The sequence below is a fragment of the Marinobacter alkalisoli genome, from assembly GCF_045449855.1.
In the GTDB taxonomy this organism is placed as follows: Bacteria; Pseudomonadota; Gammaproteobacteria; order Pseudomonadales; family Oleiphilaceae; genus Marinobacter.
In genome coordinates, this window is the sequence record NZ_JBJJLC010000064.1 from 18,747 (window position 1) to 36,964 (window position 18,218).

Below are 18,218 nucleotides of genomic sequence, written 5' to 3' on the forward strand. Positions count from 1 at the left end.
AACACGCTCCTTGCGGCACATCCATGTGGCGCTTGGGCTCCGCCATCCATGGCTCCGCACAGTTTTGGAAAGCCCCCTCCCACAGGTACCCCCGAACCTCCGGGAAAACGCTATACGGGTATATGTAATGACGAATGTACGTTCACACAAGGGTATCACGCCACAATTTGGCGAGCGCGCCTGGATTGATCCCAGCGCAGTCGTTATCGGTGACGTTCAGATCGGTAACGATGTCTCCATCTGGCCAATGACGGTTGTTCGTGGTGACATGCACAAGATTCGCATTGGTGACCGCTGCAGTGTCCAGGATGGGTCGGTGCTGCACATCACCCACGCCAGCGACTTCAATCCCGGCGGCTGGCCGCTGATCATTGGTGACGACGTTACCATTGGCCACAAGGCACTGCTTCATGGTTGCACCGTGGGCAATCGGGTGCTGGTGGGCATGGGCTGCATCATCATGGACGGGGCCGTGGTGGAGGATGAAGTTATTGTCGCGGCGGGGTGCCTGGTGCCTCCGGGCAAGACCCTGGAATCTGGCCATCTTTATGTCGGGTCTCCCTGCAAGAAGGCGCGCGCCCTGACCGACAATGAGCGCACGTTCTTCAAATATACCGCCGCCAACTACGTCAAATTGAAGGACGAATACCTGAACGGGCAGGATTGATCCTCTCGCATCTGATTCAGGTCAAAATTTGCTCAAACAGGGGCTTGAAAACTTCTGCGGTGATCCTACATTCGAAAATAGCAGAAGTTCACGGAGTCCCATCCGGCTGGCGCCACCGGTATGGAGCTGTTCCGCGAGCGAAGCTGATGTCTCACGATTTCAGATTCGTAAAGGAGGAGTTTCATCATGAGTAACATTGCACGTTGGAATCCAGTCAGTGAATTTGATGACCTGATGAGCCGTTACAACCGGCTGTTGGGCCTGACCCGTGGCAACGGTGAACGGGAGGGCAAGGATCTGTTCAGTCGCAGTGACTGGGCGCCCGCCGTTGATATCAAGGAAAGCCCGGAAGCCTTCACCATTGAGGCGGAGCTGCCGGGTATGAACAGGGAAGATGTCAAAGTCACCGTCCACGATGGTGTGCTCAGCATCCAGGGTGAACGCAAGCATGAGGAGGAAACGCAAGACAGGAAGCACCACCGTATCGAACGGGTTTATGGCAGTTTCCTGCGCCGTTTCACTCTGCCGGAAAATGTGGATGAGGACAGCATCAAGGCCAACTTCAAGGACGGTGTGCTGTCACTGACCCTGCAGAAATCCGAACCGGCTGAACCCAAAGCCATCGAGGTGGAAGTTCAGTAACGGTCCGGATGCCTGCTGCGGAGCCGGGGGCTTTCAGCTCCCGGCTTCTGCTTTTGTCTTTGCACCCGCAGCTTTGAGGGCATCGGCATACGCCGTGCTGCGCTGATGTTGCAGGATATGGTCGAGAATGGTTTCCCCTGATTCTCCGACGGCATCCAGATTTCTGCCGGCTTCCACGAAAAACCCGATGAAGCGTTCGAAATCTTCCGCACGCATCGCCCGGTAGGCTTTCTGCAACACGTGGAAATCTGCATTTTCGCCGGCGTCCGCCGGCTCGATGGCGAGAAAGCTCCTGACCCGCTCGTCGCTCCATTCTTCGCCAATGACTTTCGGTTTGTCTGGTCCGCTCATAGTCTCTCCCGGTCTTTGTCCGGCTGATGGTTCAAACTTGGGGGCACAGTATAAAGATATGAAAGCAAAGAAGTTAGTTGAAATGACTATGAGAAGCTATCACTGGAGCATAAGGCGGTCAGGGCAGTATTTCCACGGGTAGCGCTTCCGTGGCGGTGGATTCGGTGCATTCGGGCTCACGAATGGCGATTTCCACACGCCGGTTTTTGGCCCGGTTATCCTCGCTGTTGTTGGGGGCAAGCGGGTTTGTTTCCGCCCTGCCGGCGGCAACCACACGTTCCGCCGGCACCTGTCGGTTCATGACCAGTTCATGGACCACAGACACCGCCCGGGCCGCGGAAAGGTCCCAGTTGGACCGGTAACGGCTGCTGGAAATCGGACGGTCATCGGTATAGCCGGACACCAGCACATCACCACTGCAGTCCGCCAGCACCCCCACCACCCGCTCGATAATGGGGATCATCTCCGATTTGATGGTGGCGTCCCCTGAGCGAAAGGTGGCCTCCTCGGAAAAACGGATCACCACCTTGCTGTCATCGTAGTTGACGCTCAGGGCCTCTGACGCCACCTCGTTCTCCAGCTCACTGATCATGCGGGTGGCCAGATCAACAATGCCAGCGGGAATGCCGGTTTTCCCGCCACCTTCGGTTCGCTCATCAATGAACTCCGGCTCACTGGCCATGGAATCGCTCGGCTCGGGCAGGGAAACGCTGTCCGACTCGATCAGGGTCAGTGGCGAGCCTCCGACATCTTCCGCCACCACATTGCTGCTACCGAACGCCACCGCCATGGAGTTGGCCATGGCCCGGTATTTTTCGACGTCCATTTCGGCAAACGACAGCATCAGGATAAAGAACGTCAGCAGCAGGGTGGCAAGGTCGGCAAAGGTCACAATCCAGGCCGGCGTCTGATTTTTCAGCCGCAGCTTGTTCTTCTTCCTCACCAGTTCCAAACCCTCAGACCTCCCGCTCCGGGGCAAGACCGGTGCGATGCTCCGGCGTGACGAACGACGACAGCAGCTCGGTCATCACCCGGGGGTTTTCGCCGCGCATGATGTTCTTGATGGAGGTGATGATGAGCAGGTGATTACGACTTTCATCCTCGGCCTTGAGCTGGAGCTTGTCCGCCAGCGGTAGGGCAATGAGCTGGGCCAGAAAGGCGCCATAGAGCGTGGTCAGCAGGGCGATGGCCATGGCCGGGCCAATGGAGGAAGGGTCATCAAGGGTATTGAGCATCTGCACCAGACCAACGAGCGTGCCCAGCATACCGATGGCCGGCGCGGACTCTCCGATGCCCCGGAATACCCGTTCCGCCACTTCGTAGCGTTCTTCCGTCTGGCGGGTTTCCTGGGCCAGGGCCTCTTCCACCAGTTCCGGCGGATGCCCATCGACACACAGGTTGATGGCTTTCTTCAGGAACACGTTGTCGGTTTGATGGTTCTCGAGCCCGAGGATGCCTTCCTTGCGCACCACCTTGGCCAGGTCGCCGACTTCCCGGATCAGGTCCGTCGGTCGCGGCACCCGGTCGGTGAAGGCAGCCGTGAAGGCCAGGCGGAACGCCTCCAGTACCGACGGCATGCGGAACTTGATCAGTGTCACCGCGAAGGTGCCGCCCAGCACAATGGCCAGACCAGGCAGGTTCAGGAATGTCAGCAGGGACGCGTTGGCCAGCATGGCGAGCACCACGATCAACACGCCCGCCACCAGACCCACAAGGGTAAGAATATCCATCCGGGACCTTTCCAGTGTTTTGACCCTGAGCATAGCCCATCCCGGGCTGCCCGGCTCAGTCGTTACGTAATTCGTCCATCACCGCCGCCGTTTCCGGGCGAATACCCCGCCAGATACGAAAAGACTCGGCGGCCTGCTCCACCAACATTCCCAGACCATCCAAAACCCGGGTGGCGCCCTGATCCAGCGCCCACTGATTAAAGGTGGTTGTGGTCAGAGAATACATCATGTCGTATACCACGGTGTCGGCACCGATCACATTTGGCGACAGCGGCGGCAAATCTCCCTGCAGGCTGGCGCTGGTGCCGTTGATAATCACGTCGAACGCCTCATTGGGCGCCTCGAAGCCACACGCCGAGAGCTCCACCTCACCGGCATCGGCGCGGAACAGGTCCGCCAGCGCCTGCGCTTTGGACACCGTACGGTTAGCGAGGGTGATGGCGGCCGGCTGTGCGGCGATCAGCGGACCCAGAACACCACGCACAGCGCCACCGGCGCCCAGCACCAGAATGCGCCTGCCATGGAGTGCCACTTGGTGGTTGCGGGTCAGATCGGTCACCAACCCCTTGCCGTCGGTGTTATCAGCAGTCAACAAGCCGTTAGCGTCGACAAACAGGGTATTGGCAGCCCCGGCTTTTTCAGCCTCCGGCGTCCGTCGCTCTGCCAGCGACCAGGCCTGCTCCTTGAAGGGCACGGTGACGTTCAGGCCCTGGCCGCCCTGACGGAAAAAATCCCGCACAGTGGCGGCGAAATCGTCCAGGGGCGCCTGAATCGCCGTGTATTCCACAGCCTCGCCGGTCTGCCGTGCAAACAGGCTGTGAATGCGGGGGGACTTGCTGTGGCTGATCGGGTTGCCAATCACGGCGTAGAAATCATTGTTCATGGTTCAGCTCCAGCCAGTCACGATCCGTGAGGAAGTAATCGGTCAGGCGCGCCTCCTCGGAGCCGGCCTCCGCGCTGCGGTTGTAGTCCCAGCGCACCAGCGGCGGCAGCGACATCAGAATGGATTCGGTGCGGCCGCCGGACTGCAGCCCGAACAGAGTGCCACGATCGTACACCAGGTTGAATTCCACATAGCGGCCACGACGGTACAACTGGAAATCCCGCTGCTGTTCCGTGTAGGGCAGATCCTTGCGGCGCTGCACGATGGGCTCATAGGCCTCGATATAACTGCTGCCCACCGCCTGCATCAGGCCGAAGTCGCGGGCAAAGTCGCCGGTGTTGTGGTCATCGAAAAACAGACCACCAATGCCCCGTGGCTCGTCCCGGTGTTTGAGGTAGAAATACTCATCGCACCAGTGCTTGAAACGCGGGTAAATGTCGTCACCGAAGGGCTGGCAGGCGTCCCGGGCGGTACGATGCCAGTGCACGCAATCTTGTTCGAAGCCGTAGTAGGGCGTCAGGTCATAGCCGCCGCCAAACCAATACACCGGTTCCGCGTCTTTCGGCGTGGCGATGAAAAACCGCACGTTGGCGTGGGAGGTCGGCACCATCGGGTTGTGGGGATGGATCACCAGTGATACCCCCATGGCCTGCCAGGGCGCCCCCGCCAGGTGCGGGCGATGCGCGGTGGCAGAAGGCGGCATAGTGTCCCCCATGACGTGGGAGAAGTTTACCCCGCCTTTCTCGAACACCGCGCCGTCGGTGATCACCCGGCTGATCCCGCCGCCGCCTTCCGGACGGTCCCAGGCATCGGTGACGAAGCCGGCCTTGCCATCCACAGCCGCCAGTCGCTGGGTGATATTTTCCTGCAGTGCCAGCAGGTACTGTTTGACGGCATGACTGTCGGGTTGCTGCGACATCTGATTCTCCTAACGCAATTGACGGCCGCTGACGATATCCAGAATCCGGCTGGGCTGGCGATTACCGCCCAGATCCCCGGGCACGATCCAGTCCAGCTCGTTACCGAAGTACCGGCGGACCTGCCAGATGGAGCGCGCGGGCTGACGCCCCGCCGGGTTGCAAGAGGTGGACACCAGCGGCATACCGGCGGTTTCACAGAGGGCGCGGATCACCGGGTGGCTGCTCACCCGCACCGCAATGGAGCTGTGACGCCCGCGCACCCACTCGGGAATCTGCTGCTTCACATCCGGCAACAGGCAGGTGACCGGCCCAGGCCAGTGCTGCTCCGCTTCCCGCTGCAGGGCAGCTGGCAGGGGATCCAGCAGGAAACGCACCTGGTCGACGGAGGACGCCACCAGGATCACGCCTTTGTCCATCGGACGCCGCTTCAGGTCGAGGATACGGTCTACCGCCTCTGCATCCCAGGGATCGCACCCCAACCCCCACACCGCTTCAGTCGGATAAGCGATGACACCACCACCCAGAAGGGTGCGGCGGGCACAGTGCAGTTGCCAGTCAGTGAGGGGATTATTGGGCGAATGCGGCATGGCTCAGGCTATCCTCTGGAAACCTCCCGGAACCGAGCTGACCAGTCCCTGAAGTTCAAGCAACAGCAGCGACTGCATCAACTGATCGGCGGGTAATCCGGTTTCTGAACACAGTTGATCGGTTGATTGCGGATCATACCCTAAAGCCTCCAGCACCGCGATTTCCCGCGGCTCCAGATTCGCTGCTGGGGAGGCCTCAGCAGACGTGGCCTGCGACGCCACGGGCGGCGACCACCAGGCTCCCAGTTCCTCAAGCACGTCGTCCACGGTTTCCACCAGACGTGCACCCTGCTTGATCAGGTGATGGCAGCCCCGGGCCACCGGGCTATGGACCGAGCCGGGAATAGCGAACACCTCCCGCCCCTGTTCCAGCGCCAGCCTGGCGGTAATCAACGACCCGCTCTTGAGGCCGGCCTCCACCACCAGTATGCCACGACTCATGCCGCTGATAATGCGGTTGCGCTGCGGGAAATGGGCCGAGCGGGCGCGGGTACCGGGCGGGTACTCGGACATCAGTAACCCCTGGTGAATGATGCGATCCGCCAGCTTGCGATGCTGGCTGGGATAGAGCTGGTCAAAACCACTGCCAATGACCGCCAGGGTGTCGTGTCCCGCGTCCAGGGCACCGGCATGGGCGGCGCCATCAATACCAAGCGCGAGACCGCTGGTCACCAGGAACCCCTCCCGGGCAAGGGCGGCCGCAAAATTCCGTGCATGGTCAAGGCCGGCCCGGGTGGCGTTACGGCTGCCGACAATGCCGATCTGGTCCCGCGTTAACAGCTGTCGGTCACCGAGGCAGTAGAGCACCATCGGGGCATCGTGAATATGGCGCAAAGGATCGGGGTAATCATCATCCCCGGGGGTTAACAGCCAGATACCCTGGGCACGGCACGTTTCCCAGGTCTGAAGGACCTGCCGCACCAGCGGATGATTCCGGTCCTGTCGTTGCCACGCCTGCACGGGCTCAATGGTTTCCATGGTCAGGCCGATGGCTTTCAGTGTGGCGACGCTGGCGCCCAAAACCGCAGTCAGGTCTGCCATTGCGGACAGCGCCGCCTGGCGACGGCGTATGCCGAATTTCGGCAAACGGGAAAGCATCAGCCAGGGACCGGCGACGCTTTGGAAGAGATCGGTGGTTAGCTCCGAGGGACTCGGGGCTGTGACTGCATCAGACATTGGTTCCTTCCCTGGGTAGTGGATGTGGCAGCGGACAGAGCTGCACTCCGGCATGTGCCTTCCTGGCGCCGGCAATGATGATTATGTCATAAAAAACGGGAGCCGATGACAGGCTCCCGTGCAGTGATCCGCGCTCTGAAGTCAGGCGGGGTCAGGGATTGGTTACCTTGTCCCCGACCGACAAGGGACGGGTAGCCTGCAGGATCAGACCGTAGCTCATTTTTTCGTAGGTCTGAAATACCATCAGCAGGCCAGCGCGCTCGGACGGCAGTTCGATGGTTTCGTTGGTGACCGGGTCACGAACCATATTGCCGCTCTTCAGAACCGCCATCACGTTACCTGGCTCCAGGCCTTCACGGTCACCACGGTTGATCGCCACCACATCGAACTGGCCGATCTGGTTGACGCCACCTTCCACGGAGATCATTTCGCCTTCCAGCTCTTCGTCCGGTGAGCTGGGCACGAAATTGGTGGTCAGGCGGCGATCTTCACTCACCAGCAACCGGTCACCGATACGCACTTCCTCACTGGACTTAGTGAGGTTCAATGTCAGCACATCACCGTTTTCGGCGTTGATATTGCCCCTGGCAATGCTGCGCGCTTCCAGCCCCAGGAACTCACCGGTTTCCGGATCACGAAATTCCTTGCTGCGGCGGAAAATGCCGACCTTGTCCGCCGGCTTGTCACCACGGGCGTAGATACGGTCGCCGGCGCCGGTGATGATCCGGCCGTCTTCACCTTCCAGTACGTAGGGTGCTCCGTTGATTTCCTCAGGAGAGACGATACGGGTTTCGGACAGGAAGCTGCTGATTGCATCCAGCGGGATCGCCGGGATCGGCGTATCAATCGGTTCAGAGCGCACTTTCGGTGACAATTTCACCACACCATTGCTCGTCACCTTGGTCAGGCGTGGCTTGCCATCGATATAGACCAGGGCCAGGCGATCACCCGGATAAATCAGATGAGGATTCTCCACCTGGGGATTCACGTGCCAGATTTCCGGCCATTGCCACGGGTCTTGCAGAAAACGGGCGGAAATATCCCACAGGGTGTCACCCTTCACGACAGTGTAACGCTCGGGATGATCGGACCTGAGCTCCGGTTGTGCATGGGCCCAGGAGGTTAGCAGCAGCATGCTTGCTGCCAGAGCGTACAGCAGTTTCCTCATTGTGTAAGTCCTTGATCGCGTGCCTTGAATCGACAGATTCTGTTCTTGATATGCAGCCAGTCGGGTGCAGCTTATTACGTTGCTGATTCCGATACTATAGAAGATGTCTCGCAAATTGTGATGTTATCTTTTGTTCTTCCAGTAAATTCTACCTTGCCATCGAGAGATTTTAACTATCACCTGATCAGTTTGTACTCAATCGTCAAGATAGGGGATAATATGAAATATCCGGTCATAATAGACCCGGAGTGGAAAAATGCGCAGTACGCTGTCGCATTTCGGAGATAGCAGTCACACTGTTACAAATCATAACGGTGTCATTCAGGTTAACAGGCCAAAAGTACGAGCAACATGATATTAGAGATTCTCGAATACCCGGATCCCCGTCTGCGCACCATCGCCAAACCGGTGGACAAGGTGACGGACGCCGACCGCAAGCTCATCGACGACATGTTCGAGACCATGTACGATGCGCCCGGCATTGGCCTGGCGGCGACCCAGGTCAATGTGCACAAGCAGATCATTGTGATGGATCTGTCCGAGGACAAGAGCGAGCCACGGGTGTTCATCAACCCCGAAGTGGAAGTGCTGGACGGCGAACTGGAAGACATGCAGGAAGGCTGCCTGTCGGTGCCCGGCTTCTACGAGGACGTGTCCCGTATCGAGCATTGCATGATTCGCGCCCTCGACCGTGACGGCAAGCCCTATGAACTCGAAGCCCGGGGGCTGCTCGCCGTGTGTATCCAACACGAGATGGACCACCTCAACGGTAAGCTGTTCGTGGATTACCTGAGCGCCCTGAAGCGTAACCGGATTCGCAAGAAGCTGGAAAAGCTCCACAAGAAGAGTGCCTGATCACCAGTAATCTTTCCCGGTACTGTTTCCCAGCACTTTCTCAGCACTCGGATCTCAGCCACAACAGCCAGAATTAACGGACCGGGTGGATACCCGGTCTTTTCGTATTCAACGGAACAGAGACACTATCACCGTGCGAATCGTGTTTGCCGGCACCCCGGATTTTGCAGCTACCGCCCTCAAAGCTCTCCTTGCCGACCGCCATAATGTGGTGGGTGTGTATTCCCAGCCCGATCGTCCTGCCGGTCGCGGCCGCAAGCTGACCCCTAGCCCGGTGAAACAGGTAGCGCTGGACGCCGACATCCCCGTGTTTCAGCCTGAAAACCTGAAAACGGCGGAAGCCCAGAATGAACTCCGCAGCCTTGAGGCGGATGTGATGATTGTCGCCGCCTATGGCTTGATCCTGCCCAAAGCGGTGCTGGAGATTCCGACCCACGGCTGCCTCAACATCCACGCCTCATTGCTGCCACGCTGGCGCGGCGCCGCGCCCATTCACCGGGCCATTGCCGCCGGGGACAGGGAAACCGGTATCACCATCATGCAGATGGATGAGGGTCTGGATACCGGTGCCATGCTGCTGAAAGCGGTGACCGCCATCGAAGCCGACGATACCGGCGGCAGCCTCCACGACCGCCTCGCGGACATGGGCGGACAGGCCATCGTCAAGGCACTGGCGCTGCTGAAACAAGGCGAACTGCAGGGCGAGTCCCAGAACGACGATCAGGCCTGCTACGCCCACAAGCTGTCCAAGAATGAAGGCCACATTGACTGGTCCGCCGAAGCGGCGACCATTGAGCGGCTGATTCGCGCCTTCAATCCCTGGCCCGGCACCTATACCGATCTCAACGATCAGCGTATTCGCATCCACCGTGCCCTGGTCCTGAACGAATCGTCCGACAAGACGCCTGGCACCGTGCTGCGACGGGAACGGGACGGCATCGACGTGGCCTGCGGTAGCGGCATGCTGAGAATCACCAGCCTGCAACTGCCCGGCGCCCGCGCCCAGAGTGCCAGCGACCTGATCAACGGCGGCAAGGACCTGTTGCTGCCCGGCCAGGAGCTGCACTGAATGAACGACCGCAGCCAGCCCATGCGCGCCCTGGCCGCCCGCGTGCTGCAATCGGTGGAAAATGGCCAGTCACTGACCCAGTGCCTGCCGCCGGCACTGAACCAGCTGGCGCCCAACGAACGCCCGGAACTGCAGGCCATCTGCTACGGTACCTGCCGCTGGTTCCACCGTCTTGACGACGAACTGGATCAGCGCCTGAAGAAGCCCCTGCGCAAACAGGACCGGGTGGTTCACCATCTGATGCTGGTGGCGCTGTTTCAGCTCCGCTACAGCCAGCAGGCCACCTACGCCGTGCTGAATGAAACGGTGGAAGCTTGTCGCGCCCTCGGCAAACCCAACCTGACCGGTCTGGTTAATGGTGTGTTACGCAGCGCGGAAAGGGACGGTGCCCCTGAGCCCGCAAACGATGCCGCCCGCTTCAGCCACCCGCTGTGGATGGTGGAAAAACTGCGTCACAACTGGCCCGATGACTGGCCGGCCATTCTCGCTGCCAACAACGCCCAGGCCCCCATGACCCTGCGGGTCAACGCCCTGCGATTTTCCCGCGAAGAGTACCTTGGCCATCTCGCCGAAGCCGGCATCCAGGGGCAAGCCACCGCGTTTGCGCCCCACGGCATTCAACTGGAGACGCCGGTGCCGGTGGATCACCTGCCCTGGTTTGCCGACGGCGCCGTCAGCGTGCAGGACGAAGCCGCCCAGCTGTGCACCACGCTGCTGGACCTCGCTCCCGGTCAGCGGGTGCTGGACGCGTGTGCAGCCCCGGGCGGCAAAACCTGCGCCATTCTCGAAGCGTGCGGTGAACTCGGGGAAGTGGTGGCCATCGACGAATCCGCCGAACGCCTGCCGCGGGTACAGGAAAACCTGGACCGCCTTGATCTGCGGGCAAACCTTCTGGAAGCAGACGCCGCCGCCATCGGTCAATGGTGGGATGGCCAGCCGTTTGACCGCATCCTGCTGGATGTGCCCTGCAGCGCCAGCGGTGTCATTCGCCGTCACCCGGACATCAAGCTGCTACGACGGGAGTCGGATATTGTGCCTCTGGCATCAATTCAGCTCGGCTTGCTGGATGCCATGTGGGACATCCTCAAGCCCGGCGGTCGGCTGGTTTATGCCACCTGTTCCGTGTTCCCCCAGGAAAACCACCGTATAATTCAACGATTCCTCAAACAGCAGTCCGGAGCCAGGCTGCTGGAGCCGAACGTTCCCTGGGGTCGTGACATGGCCGCAGGCAGACAACTGTTACCGAACCCCGACAGCCATGACGGCTTTTTCTACGCCGTGCTGGAGAAACCTGACCTATGAAAATCCTGATTCTCGGCGCCGGCCAGGTCGGCGGCACACTGGCGGAAAACCTGGCCAACGAAGCCAACGACATCACCGTAATCGACAGCGACAGCACCCGCTTGCGGGAGCTGCAGGATCGCCTCGACATTCGTACGGTGCAGGGCAAGGCGTCCTATCCTACGGTACTGAGACAGGCCGGTGCGGAGGATGGCGACATGGTCATCGCCGTCACCAACAGCGACGAGACCAACATGGTGGCCTGCCAGGTGGCCAAGTTGCTGTACAAAACACCAACGACGATCTGCCGGGTAAGGGCCAATGCCTACCTGGCAAAATCAGAGCTGTTTTACCAGCGAGAACAGAAAAAGGACCTGGACAGCCTGCGCGGCTTTCCCATCGACGTTCTGATCAGTCCGGAACACCTGGTCACCAAACACATTACACGGCTGATCGAATACCCCGGCGCACTGCAGGTACTGGAATTCTCGAAAGGCCTGACCCGGCTGGTCGCCATTCGCGCCACCAAGGGGGGGCCGCTGGTGGGTCACGAGTTGTCTTACCTGCGTACCCACATGCCCAAGATCGACACCCGGGTGGCGGCCATCTTCCGCAAAAGCCGGGCGATTATGCCCCAGGGCGACACGGTGATTGAAGACGGCGACGAGGTGTTCTTCATTGCCGCCTCCGACCATATACGCTCGGTGATGAGTGAACTCCAGCCCCTGGAGAAACCCTACAAGCGCATCTTTATCTGCGGCGGCGGCAACATCGGCCAGCGCCTGGCCCACACCCTGGAAAGCCGCTATCAGGTCAAGCTGCTGGAGCGGGACCGCGAACGCTGCGTAATGCTGTCGGAGAACCTGCGCAAGACGGTGGTGCTGGAGGGCAACGCCGCCAACAAGGACATCCTGCTGGAAGAGAACATCGAGAGTACCGATGTGTTCTGCGCGGTCACCAACGACGACGAAGCCAACATCATGGCGTCGCTGCTGGCCAAGCGCCTCGGCGCCCGCAAGGTACTGACCCTGATCAATAACCCGGATTATGTCGACCTGATCCAGGGCGGCGACATTGACGTGGCCATTTCCCCCCAGCAAACCACCATCGGCAGCCTGCTGACCCACGTGCGTCGCGGGGACGTGGTGAACGTTCACTCATTGCGCCGGGGCGCGGCGGAGGCCATCGAAGCCATTGCCCACGGCGATCACCGCTCCTCCAAGGTGGTCGGCAAGCGCCTGGACGAGATTGCACTGCCCGAAGGCACAACCATCGGCGCCATCGTGCGCCACAACGAAGTGCTCATAGCCCACGACCACCTGCGGGTGCAACCGGACGACCACGTCATCCTGTTCCTGGTGGACAAAACCCGGATACGGGACGTGGAAAAGCTGTTCCAGGTGGGCCTCACGTTCTTCTAGGGAAACGGAGCAAAAACAAGGCTGTGAACGCCACTTAGAAATACACGTTTGGCCAGCGTATAATGCGCCTTTTTTCAGAGTACCCCGATCTGTTCAACGGGACACCACACACAGACCGATCAGCAGGCAATCGTCGTGACAGACAAGGCAACTTCTCACAATACCCCGGACGTCAAAACCTTCCAGGGTCTGATTCTGGCTCTGCAGAACTTCTGGGCGCAGCACGGCTGCGTGGTACTCCAGCCACTGGATATGGAGGTGGGTGCGGGCACCTTTCACCCGGCGACCTTCCTGCGCTCCATTGGCCCGGAAACCTGGCATGCCGCCTACGTTCAGCCCAGCCGCCGTCCCACCGACGGGCGCTATGGCGAGAACCCCAACCGACTGCAGCATTACTACCAGTTCCAGGTGGTACTGAAGCCTTCGCCCGATAACATCCAGGAGCTGTACCTGGATTCCCTGAAGGCCCTGGGGCTGGACCCACTGGTTCACGACATCCGCTTTGTGGAAGACAACTGGGAATCACCCACCCTCGGTGCCTGGGGCCTGGGCTGGGAAATCTGGCTCAACGGCATGGAAGTGACCCAGTTCACCTACTTCCAGCAGGTCGGCGGCCTGGAATGCTACCCGGTCACCGGCGAGCTGACCTACGGTCTTGAGCGCATCGCCATGTACCTGCAGGGTGTGGACAGCGTGTACGACCTGATTTGGACCGAAGGTCCGGACGGCGTGGTCACCTACGGTGACGTGTTCCACCAGCAGGAAGTGGAGATGTCCACCTACAACTTCGAGCATGCCGACACCGAGTTCCTGTTTCACAGTTTCGATGTCCATGAGCGTGAGAGCGCGCGGCTGATCGAAGCCGGCCTGGCACTGCCCGCCTATGAGCAGGTGCTGAAAGCGTCCCACACCTTCAACTTGCTGGATGCCCGCCACGCCATTTCCGTGACCGAGCGTCAGCGCTTCATCCTGCGCGTTCGTACCCTCGCCCGTGCTGTTGCCCAGGCCTACTTCGACAGCCGCCGCAGGCTCGGCTTCCCGCTGGCGTCTGATGCGCTGCGCAAGGAAGTGCTGGCTGCGGCCGAAGCTGCCGATGAAAAGGCCAAAGGCAAAAAGGGTAAGCAAGCGAAGAAAGCTCAGCAGGAACAGGGGAACGCATAATCATGGCAACACAGGATTTTCTGGTCGAACTGGGCACCGAAGAGCTGCCCCCCAAGGCCCTCAAGCCGCTTTCTGACGCCTTTACCGCCGGCATTACCAAAGGTCTGGAAGACGCCGGCATTGCCTTTGGCAAAGCGGAATGCTTTGCCGCGCCGCGCCGTCTGGCGGTGCGGGTCCGTGATCTGGCCGATGCCCAGCCGGACAAGTCCGTGGAAAAGCGCGGCCCGGCGGTGAAAGCCGCCTTTGACGACGCCGGTAACCCGACCCGGGCACTGACCGGTTTCGCCACCTCGCTGGGCGTCACCCCGGACCAGTTGGACACCCTGGAAACCGACAAGGGCGCCTGGGTGGTCTACCGTACCGTCGAGAAGGGCCGCCCCACCGTCGAGCTGATGCCGGAACTGGTGGAACAGTCCCTGGCCGGGCTGCCTATTCCCAAACGCATGCGCTGGGGCGCCCACCGCACCGAGTTTGTTCGGCCGGTGCACTGGGCCATCATGCTGTTCGGCAACAAGGTGATTGATGCGCCGATCATGGGGCTGACTCCCGGTAACAAGACCCGCGGCCACCGTTTCCACTGCCCGAAATCCCTGATCGTGCCGACACCGAGCGATTACGAGGTGGTGCTGAAGCAGGAAGGCTATGTGATCGCCGATTTCGCCGAGCGCCGGGAACAGATCCGTGCCGGTGTCGCTGCCCTGGCAGAGAAGGAAGCCGGCGGCAAGGCGGTGATTGACGAAGACCTGCTGGACGAGGTGACCGCCCTGAATGAGTGGCCGGTGCCGCTGATCGGTCGGTTCGAGGAACGTTTCCTGGAGGTTCCCGCAGAAGCCCTGATCTCCTCGATGAAGGAACACCAGAAATACTTCCACGTGGTGACTGCCAATGGCGACATGCTGCCCCTGTTCATCACCGTGGCCAACCTGGAAAGCAAGGATCCGGGCCAGGTCATCTCCGGCAACGAAAAGGTGATCCGTCCACGCCTGGCGGATGCCGCCTTCTTCTACCAGACCGACCGCAAGACGCGGCTGGAAGACCGTATCGAACAGCTCAAACCGATCGTGTTCCAGGAAAAGCTTGGCAGCATCTACGACAAATCCGTGCGGGTTGCCGCGTTGGCAAAGAAGATTGCCGACGCCATTGGCTCTGATCCGGCTCTCGCCGAGCGTGCCGCCATGCTCGCCAAGACCGACCTGGTCACCGAGATGGTTCTGGAGTTCACCGATCTCCAGGGCATCATGGGCCAGTACTACGCCGCCAACGACAGTGAGCCGGAAGACGTTGCCAAGGCCCTGAACGAACAGTACATGCCGCGCTTCGCCGGTGACGACCTGCCCACCACGCTGACCGGCTGTGCCGTCGCCATCGCCGACCGTCTGGATTCCCTGGTCGGCCTGTTCGGCATCAACCAGCCGCCGTCCGGCACCCGCGATCCGTTCGCCCTGCGCCGCGCCTCCCTGGGCGTACTGCGTATCATCATTGAGCGCGAACTGCCGCTGGACCTGCAAACCTGCTGCCAGTGGGCGGAAGAGAACTTCACGGTCCTCACCGAGAAGGACACCGCCGCCACCGTAGTGGACTACATGCTGGAACGTTTCCGGGCCCATTACGAAGAGCAGGGCATTGGTGCGGAAGTCTACCTGGCAGTACTCGCCCGTCGACCCACCAAACCGCTGGACTTTGACCGTCGGGTGAAAGCCGTGGAGGCCTTCCGCCAGTTGCCGGAAGCCCTGGCCCTGGCCGGCGCCAACAAGCGGGTGTCCAACATTCTCACCAAGCAGGGTGGCGATGCCATCGGTGAAAGCGTGGACAAGAGCCTGCTGCAGGATCAGGCCGAGCAGGCCCTGGCCGAGCAGATCGGCCAGCAGGCAGACACGGTTCTGCCGCTGTTCGAGAAAGGTGACTACGCTGCCGCGCTGACTTCACTGGCCAGCCTGCGCGAGCCGGTGGATAATTTCTTTGACGAAGTCATGGTGATGGCGGACGACGAAGCCATTCGCAACAACCGTCTGGCCATGCTCAATCAGCTCCGTAACCTGTTCCTGCGGGTGGCAGACATTTCCCTGCTGCCAACAGCGAGCTAAGCAGAGGCAAGCGTAAAGGCACAATGCTGATCATTCTGGACCGGGATGGGGTCATCAACGAATACGATGGCAACTACATCTGCTCAGCGGATGAGTGGATCCCCATTCCCGGCAGCATTGAGGCGATAGCCCGGCTCTGCAACGCCGGGCACCGCCTCGCCATCGCCACCAATCAGTCCGGTATCGCCCGGGGCTACTATGGCATCGATGAACTGGACGCCATGCACGACAAGCTGGAACAGCTGGTTGAAGCGCAAGGCGGTTGCATCGATATCATTGCCTATTGCCCGCACCACCCCACTGACCACTGCGCCTGCCGCAAACCACTGACCGGTTTGCTGGAGCAGATCCGCGATCACTTTCATCTGGACAGCCTGCAAGGGGCCATTATGGTTGGCGACAGCCGTAAGGATCTTAAAGCCGGGCTGAAAGCCGGTTGTCAGCCGGTACTGGTGATGACCGGCAATGGCATGGATACCGCACACCACCTTGAAACCCGGCCACTCCCGGGTGTCCGTCAGTTCGACAACCTGGCCACCTTCACTGACTGGGTGATCAAGACCAATCCCTGACCCGTCTGGCGGCTCAGCTTCGCCAGAAGTCCGGTGAGAGCATGACAAAAACGCTCAACAGCTCCAACCGCCCCAACACCATGGCAACCATCAGCACCCATTTGGCGGTGTCAGGCAGGGGCTGAAAATTACCCGCCGGCCCGATGATATTGCCAAGACCGGGCCCGACATTGGTCAGCGCCGTAGCAGCACCGGAAAGGCTGGTGATCAGGTCCAGACCGAGCGCCCCGAGAATGGCAGTAACAACGGCCAGGGTGGCGAGAAAAATGAATGAAAATGCCACACTGGATGCAACGATATCGTCACCAATGACCCTGCCATTATAATGCCGGGCAAATACCGCACGGGGATGGAGCAGGCGCCGAACCTGTTCACGAAGCAGTAGCATGGACAGCTGGAAACGGAAAATTTTCATCCCTCCGGAAGTCGATCCTGAACACCCGCCCACAAAGGTAATAAACAGGAAAACCACCACTGCGAACGGCCCCCAGAGAGAATAGTCTGCCGAGGCGTATCCGGTGGTTGTCACCACGGAGGTGACGTTGAACAAAGCGTGGACGAATGCATCGAGGGGATTGGCGGACTCGTTCAGAACCCGGTAGATCGTTAACATCAATGCAATCACCACCAACAATCCGAGGAAAAAGCGCACTTGCTGATCCCTGAGAAGAGGTTGGCGCTGGCCGTGGATAAACCGGACAAAGAGGAAAAATGGCATCGCCCCGGTGGCCATGAACAGGGTGGACGCAAGCAGGATAAAGGGCGAATCGAACTGGCCCATGGAATTGTCAGATGTTGAATATCCGCCAGTGGAGACGGTGGTAAGGGCATGGTTCAGTGCGCCGAACAGATCCATGCCAAGCAGCCAGTAGGTGAGGATACAGCTGAACGTCAGCCCCAGGTATATAACCACCAGGCTCCTGGCCAGGCTGTTGGTCCGGGGGACTACTTTTTCACTCCATTCGGAAGATTCCGTGGCAAACAACCGCATGCCGCCAATTCGCAGGAATGGCAGGATGGCGACTGCCATGCCGATGATACCGATACCCCCCATCCACTGCATGATTGAACGCCACAACAGGATATCGTCGGGCAGATGGTCCAGCCCGCTTAAAACCGTTGAACCTGTTGTGGTCACCCCGGAGATACTCTCAAAAAAGGCATCGGTCACTGTCAGCTTCATGTCGCTCAACAACAGCGGCAAACTGGAGAACAGCGGAATAATGACCCAGGCGGATACCGTCAACATGAACATCTGGCGCTGTCGGAGCGCGTGTTTTTCCCGTCCCGCGAGCAACAATGCGGTCAGGCCAATCGCAAAGCAAACGGCGGCGGATTTCACAAACGCCAGCCAGTCCGGCGTCTCACCGAACATCAGCAGGTTTACAGGTAACGTCATCAGAAAGCTGAGCAGGATCAGAAGGAAGCCCAGAATCTGAACAATTGGCAGGATATTCACAGCAAGCAGAACCCTGATTGACCGTTAGCAGGAGGGGTGCGCCACACTAACCGGACTACACCGCGCTTGGAGGAAGTTTTATACACCCTTTACCGGTGATTTCCCATGCCGCGACGCATAAATTCCGGCCGGTTTTTTTACACCCGACCCACGAGCGGGGCTGGTAAAACCAGAGCGAATCCGTATAATACC

General features: G+C 60.0%; 18 protein-coding genes. 9 read left to right on the plus strand and 9 right to left on the minus strand.

Going from position 1 to position 18,218, the window contains the following annotated elements:
* The first annotated feature begins 127 nt into the window (after positions 1–127).
* On the plus strand, positions 128–667 hold the full coding sequence (locus ACJO5Y_RS20655; protein ID WP_406989823.1) for a gamma carbonic anhydrase family protein: 540 nt from the start codon (positions 128–130) through the stop codon (positions 665–667).
* Positions 668–853: 186 nt separating this feature from the next.
* The gene (locus ACJO5Y_RS20660; protein WP_406989825.1) at positions 854–1,309 is read left to right on the plus strand and encodes an Hsp20/alpha crystallin family protein; all 456 of its coding nucleotides are present in this window, start codon (positions 854–856) and stop codon (positions 1,307–1,309) included.
* A gap of 33 nt (positions 1,310–1,342) precedes the next feature.
* On the opposite strand, the gene ACJO5Y_RS20665 is transcribed toward ACJO5Y_RS20660, so the two are convergent.
* The 8 genes from ACJO5Y_RS20665 to ACJO5Y_RS20700 form a co-directional block, all read right to left on the minus strand.
* Positions 1,343–1,660 (minus strand): PA4642 family protein, encoded by a 318-nt coding sequence (locus tag ACJO5Y_RS20665; RefSeq protein ID WP_406989827.1) that lies wholly within the window; start codon positions 1,658–1,660, stop codon positions 1,343–1,345.
* A gap of 118 nt (positions 1,661–1,778) precedes the next feature.
* A complete protein-coding gene (locus ACJO5Y_RS20670; protein WP_406989828.1) occupies positions 1,779–2,612 on the minus strand; it encodes a flagellar motor protein MotB in 834 nt (277 codons plus the stop codon).
* 4 nt (positions 2,613–2,616) lie between these two features.
* The gene (locus ACJO5Y_RS20675) at positions 2,617–3,390 is read right to left on the minus strand and encodes a motility protein A (protein WP_406989829.1); all 774 of its coding nucleotides are present in this window, start codon (positions 3,388–3,390) and stop codon (positions 2,617–2,619) included.
* Between the two features lie 55 nt (positions 3,391–3,445).
* Positions 3,446–4,273 (minus strand): shikimate dehydrogenase, encoded by an 828-nt coding sequence (aroE, locus tag ACJO5Y_RS20680; RefSeq protein WP_406989830.1) that lies wholly within the window; start codon positions 4,271–4,273, stop codon positions 3,446–3,448.
* On the minus strand, positions 4,263–5,192 hold the full coding sequence (hemF, locus tag ACJO5Y_RS20685; protein WP_406989831.1) for an oxygen-dependent coproporphyrinogen oxidase: 930 nt from the start codon (positions 5,190–5,192) through the stop codon (positions 4,263–4,265). Before hemF ends, aroE begins: the two co-directional genes overlap by 11 nt.
* Positions 5,193–5,201: 9 nt before the next feature.
* The gene (gene tsaC / locus ACJO5Y_RS20690; RefSeq protein WP_406989832.1) at positions 5,202–5,780 is read right to left on the minus strand and encodes an L-threonylcarbamoyladenylate synthase type 1 TsaC; all 579 of its coding nucleotides are present in this window, start codon (positions 5,778–5,780) and stop codon (positions 5,202–5,204) included.
* A gap of 3 nt (positions 5,781–5,783) precedes the next feature.
* On the minus strand, positions 5,784–6,956 hold the full coding sequence (dprA, locus tag ACJO5Y_RS20695; protein WP_406989833.1) for a DNA-processing protein DprA: 1,173 nt from the start codon (positions 6,954–6,956) through the stop codon (positions 5,784–5,786).
* Positions 6,957–7,107: 151 nt separating this feature from the next.
* Positions 7,108–8,124, minus strand: a complete 1,017-nt coding sequence (locus ACJO5Y_RS20700; RefSeq protein WP_406989834.1) for a LysM peptidoglycan-binding domain-containing protein — start codon at positions 8,122–8,124, stop codon at positions 7,108–7,110.
* A 351-nt stretch (positions 8,125–8,475) separates the two neighbouring features.
* Here ACJO5Y_RS20700 and def point away from each other — a divergent pair, with 351 nt between their 5' ends.
* From def to gmhB, 7 genes are all read left to right on the plus strand, one after another.
* Complete coding sequence (def, locus tag ACJO5Y_RS20705) at positions 8,476–8,979, plus strand: peptide deformylase (RefSeq protein ID WP_406989835.1); 504 nt, start codon at positions 8,476–8,478, stop codon at positions 8,977–8,979.
* Between the two features lie 133 nt (positions 8,980–9,112).
* The gene (gene fmt / locus ACJO5Y_RS20710; RefSeq protein ID WP_406989836.1) at positions 9,113–10,048 is read left to right on the plus strand and encodes a methionyl-tRNA formyltransferase; all 936 of its coding nucleotides are present in this window, start codon (positions 9,113–9,115) and stop codon (positions 10,046–10,048) included.
* Entirely contained in the window at positions 10,049–11,350 is a 1,302-nt protein-coding gene (gene rsmB, locus ACJO5Y_RS20715; protein WP_406989837.1) for a 16S rRNA (cytosine(967)-C(5))-methyltransferase RsmB, read from the plus strand. It abuts the gene before it with no gap.
* On the plus strand, positions 11,347–12,750 hold the full coding sequence (trkA, locus tag ACJO5Y_RS20720) for a Trk system potassium transporter TrkA (protein WP_406989838.1): 1,404 nt from the start codon (positions 11,347–11,349) through the stop codon (positions 12,748–12,750). Before rsmB ends, trkA begins: the two co-directional genes overlap by 4 nt.
* A gap of 135 nt (positions 12,751–12,885) precedes the next feature.
* The gene (gene glyQ, locus ACJO5Y_RS20725; RefSeq protein ID WP_406989839.1) at positions 12,886–13,911 is read left to right on the plus strand and encodes a glycine--tRNA ligase subunit alpha; all 1,026 of its coding nucleotides are present in this window, start codon (positions 12,886–12,888) and stop codon (positions 13,909–13,911) included.
* A gap of 2 nt (positions 13,912–13,913) precedes the next feature.
* Positions 13,914–15,995, plus strand: a complete 2,082-nt coding sequence (gene glyS, locus ACJO5Y_RS20730) for a glycine--tRNA ligase subunit beta (protein WP_406989840.1) — start codon at positions 13,914–13,916, stop codon at positions 15,993–15,995.
* Positions 15,996–16,018: 23 nt separating this feature from the next.
* Complete coding sequence (gene gmhB, locus ACJO5Y_RS20735) at positions 16,019–16,567, plus strand: D-glycero-beta-D-manno-heptose 1,7-bisphosphate 7-phosphatase (RefSeq protein ID WP_406989841.1); 549 nt, start codon at positions 16,019–16,021, stop codon at positions 16,565–16,567.
* 13 nt (positions 16,568–16,580) lie between these two features.
* Here the strand turns inward: gmhB and ACJO5Y_RS20740 are convergent, their stop codons facing one another.
* Positions 16,581–18,026, minus strand: a complete 1,446-nt coding sequence (locus tag ACJO5Y_RS20740) for a TrkH family potassium uptake protein (RefSeq protein WP_406989842.1) — start codon at positions 18,024–18,026, stop codon at positions 16,581–16,583.
* Positions 18,027–18,218 lie beyond the last annotated feature (192 nt).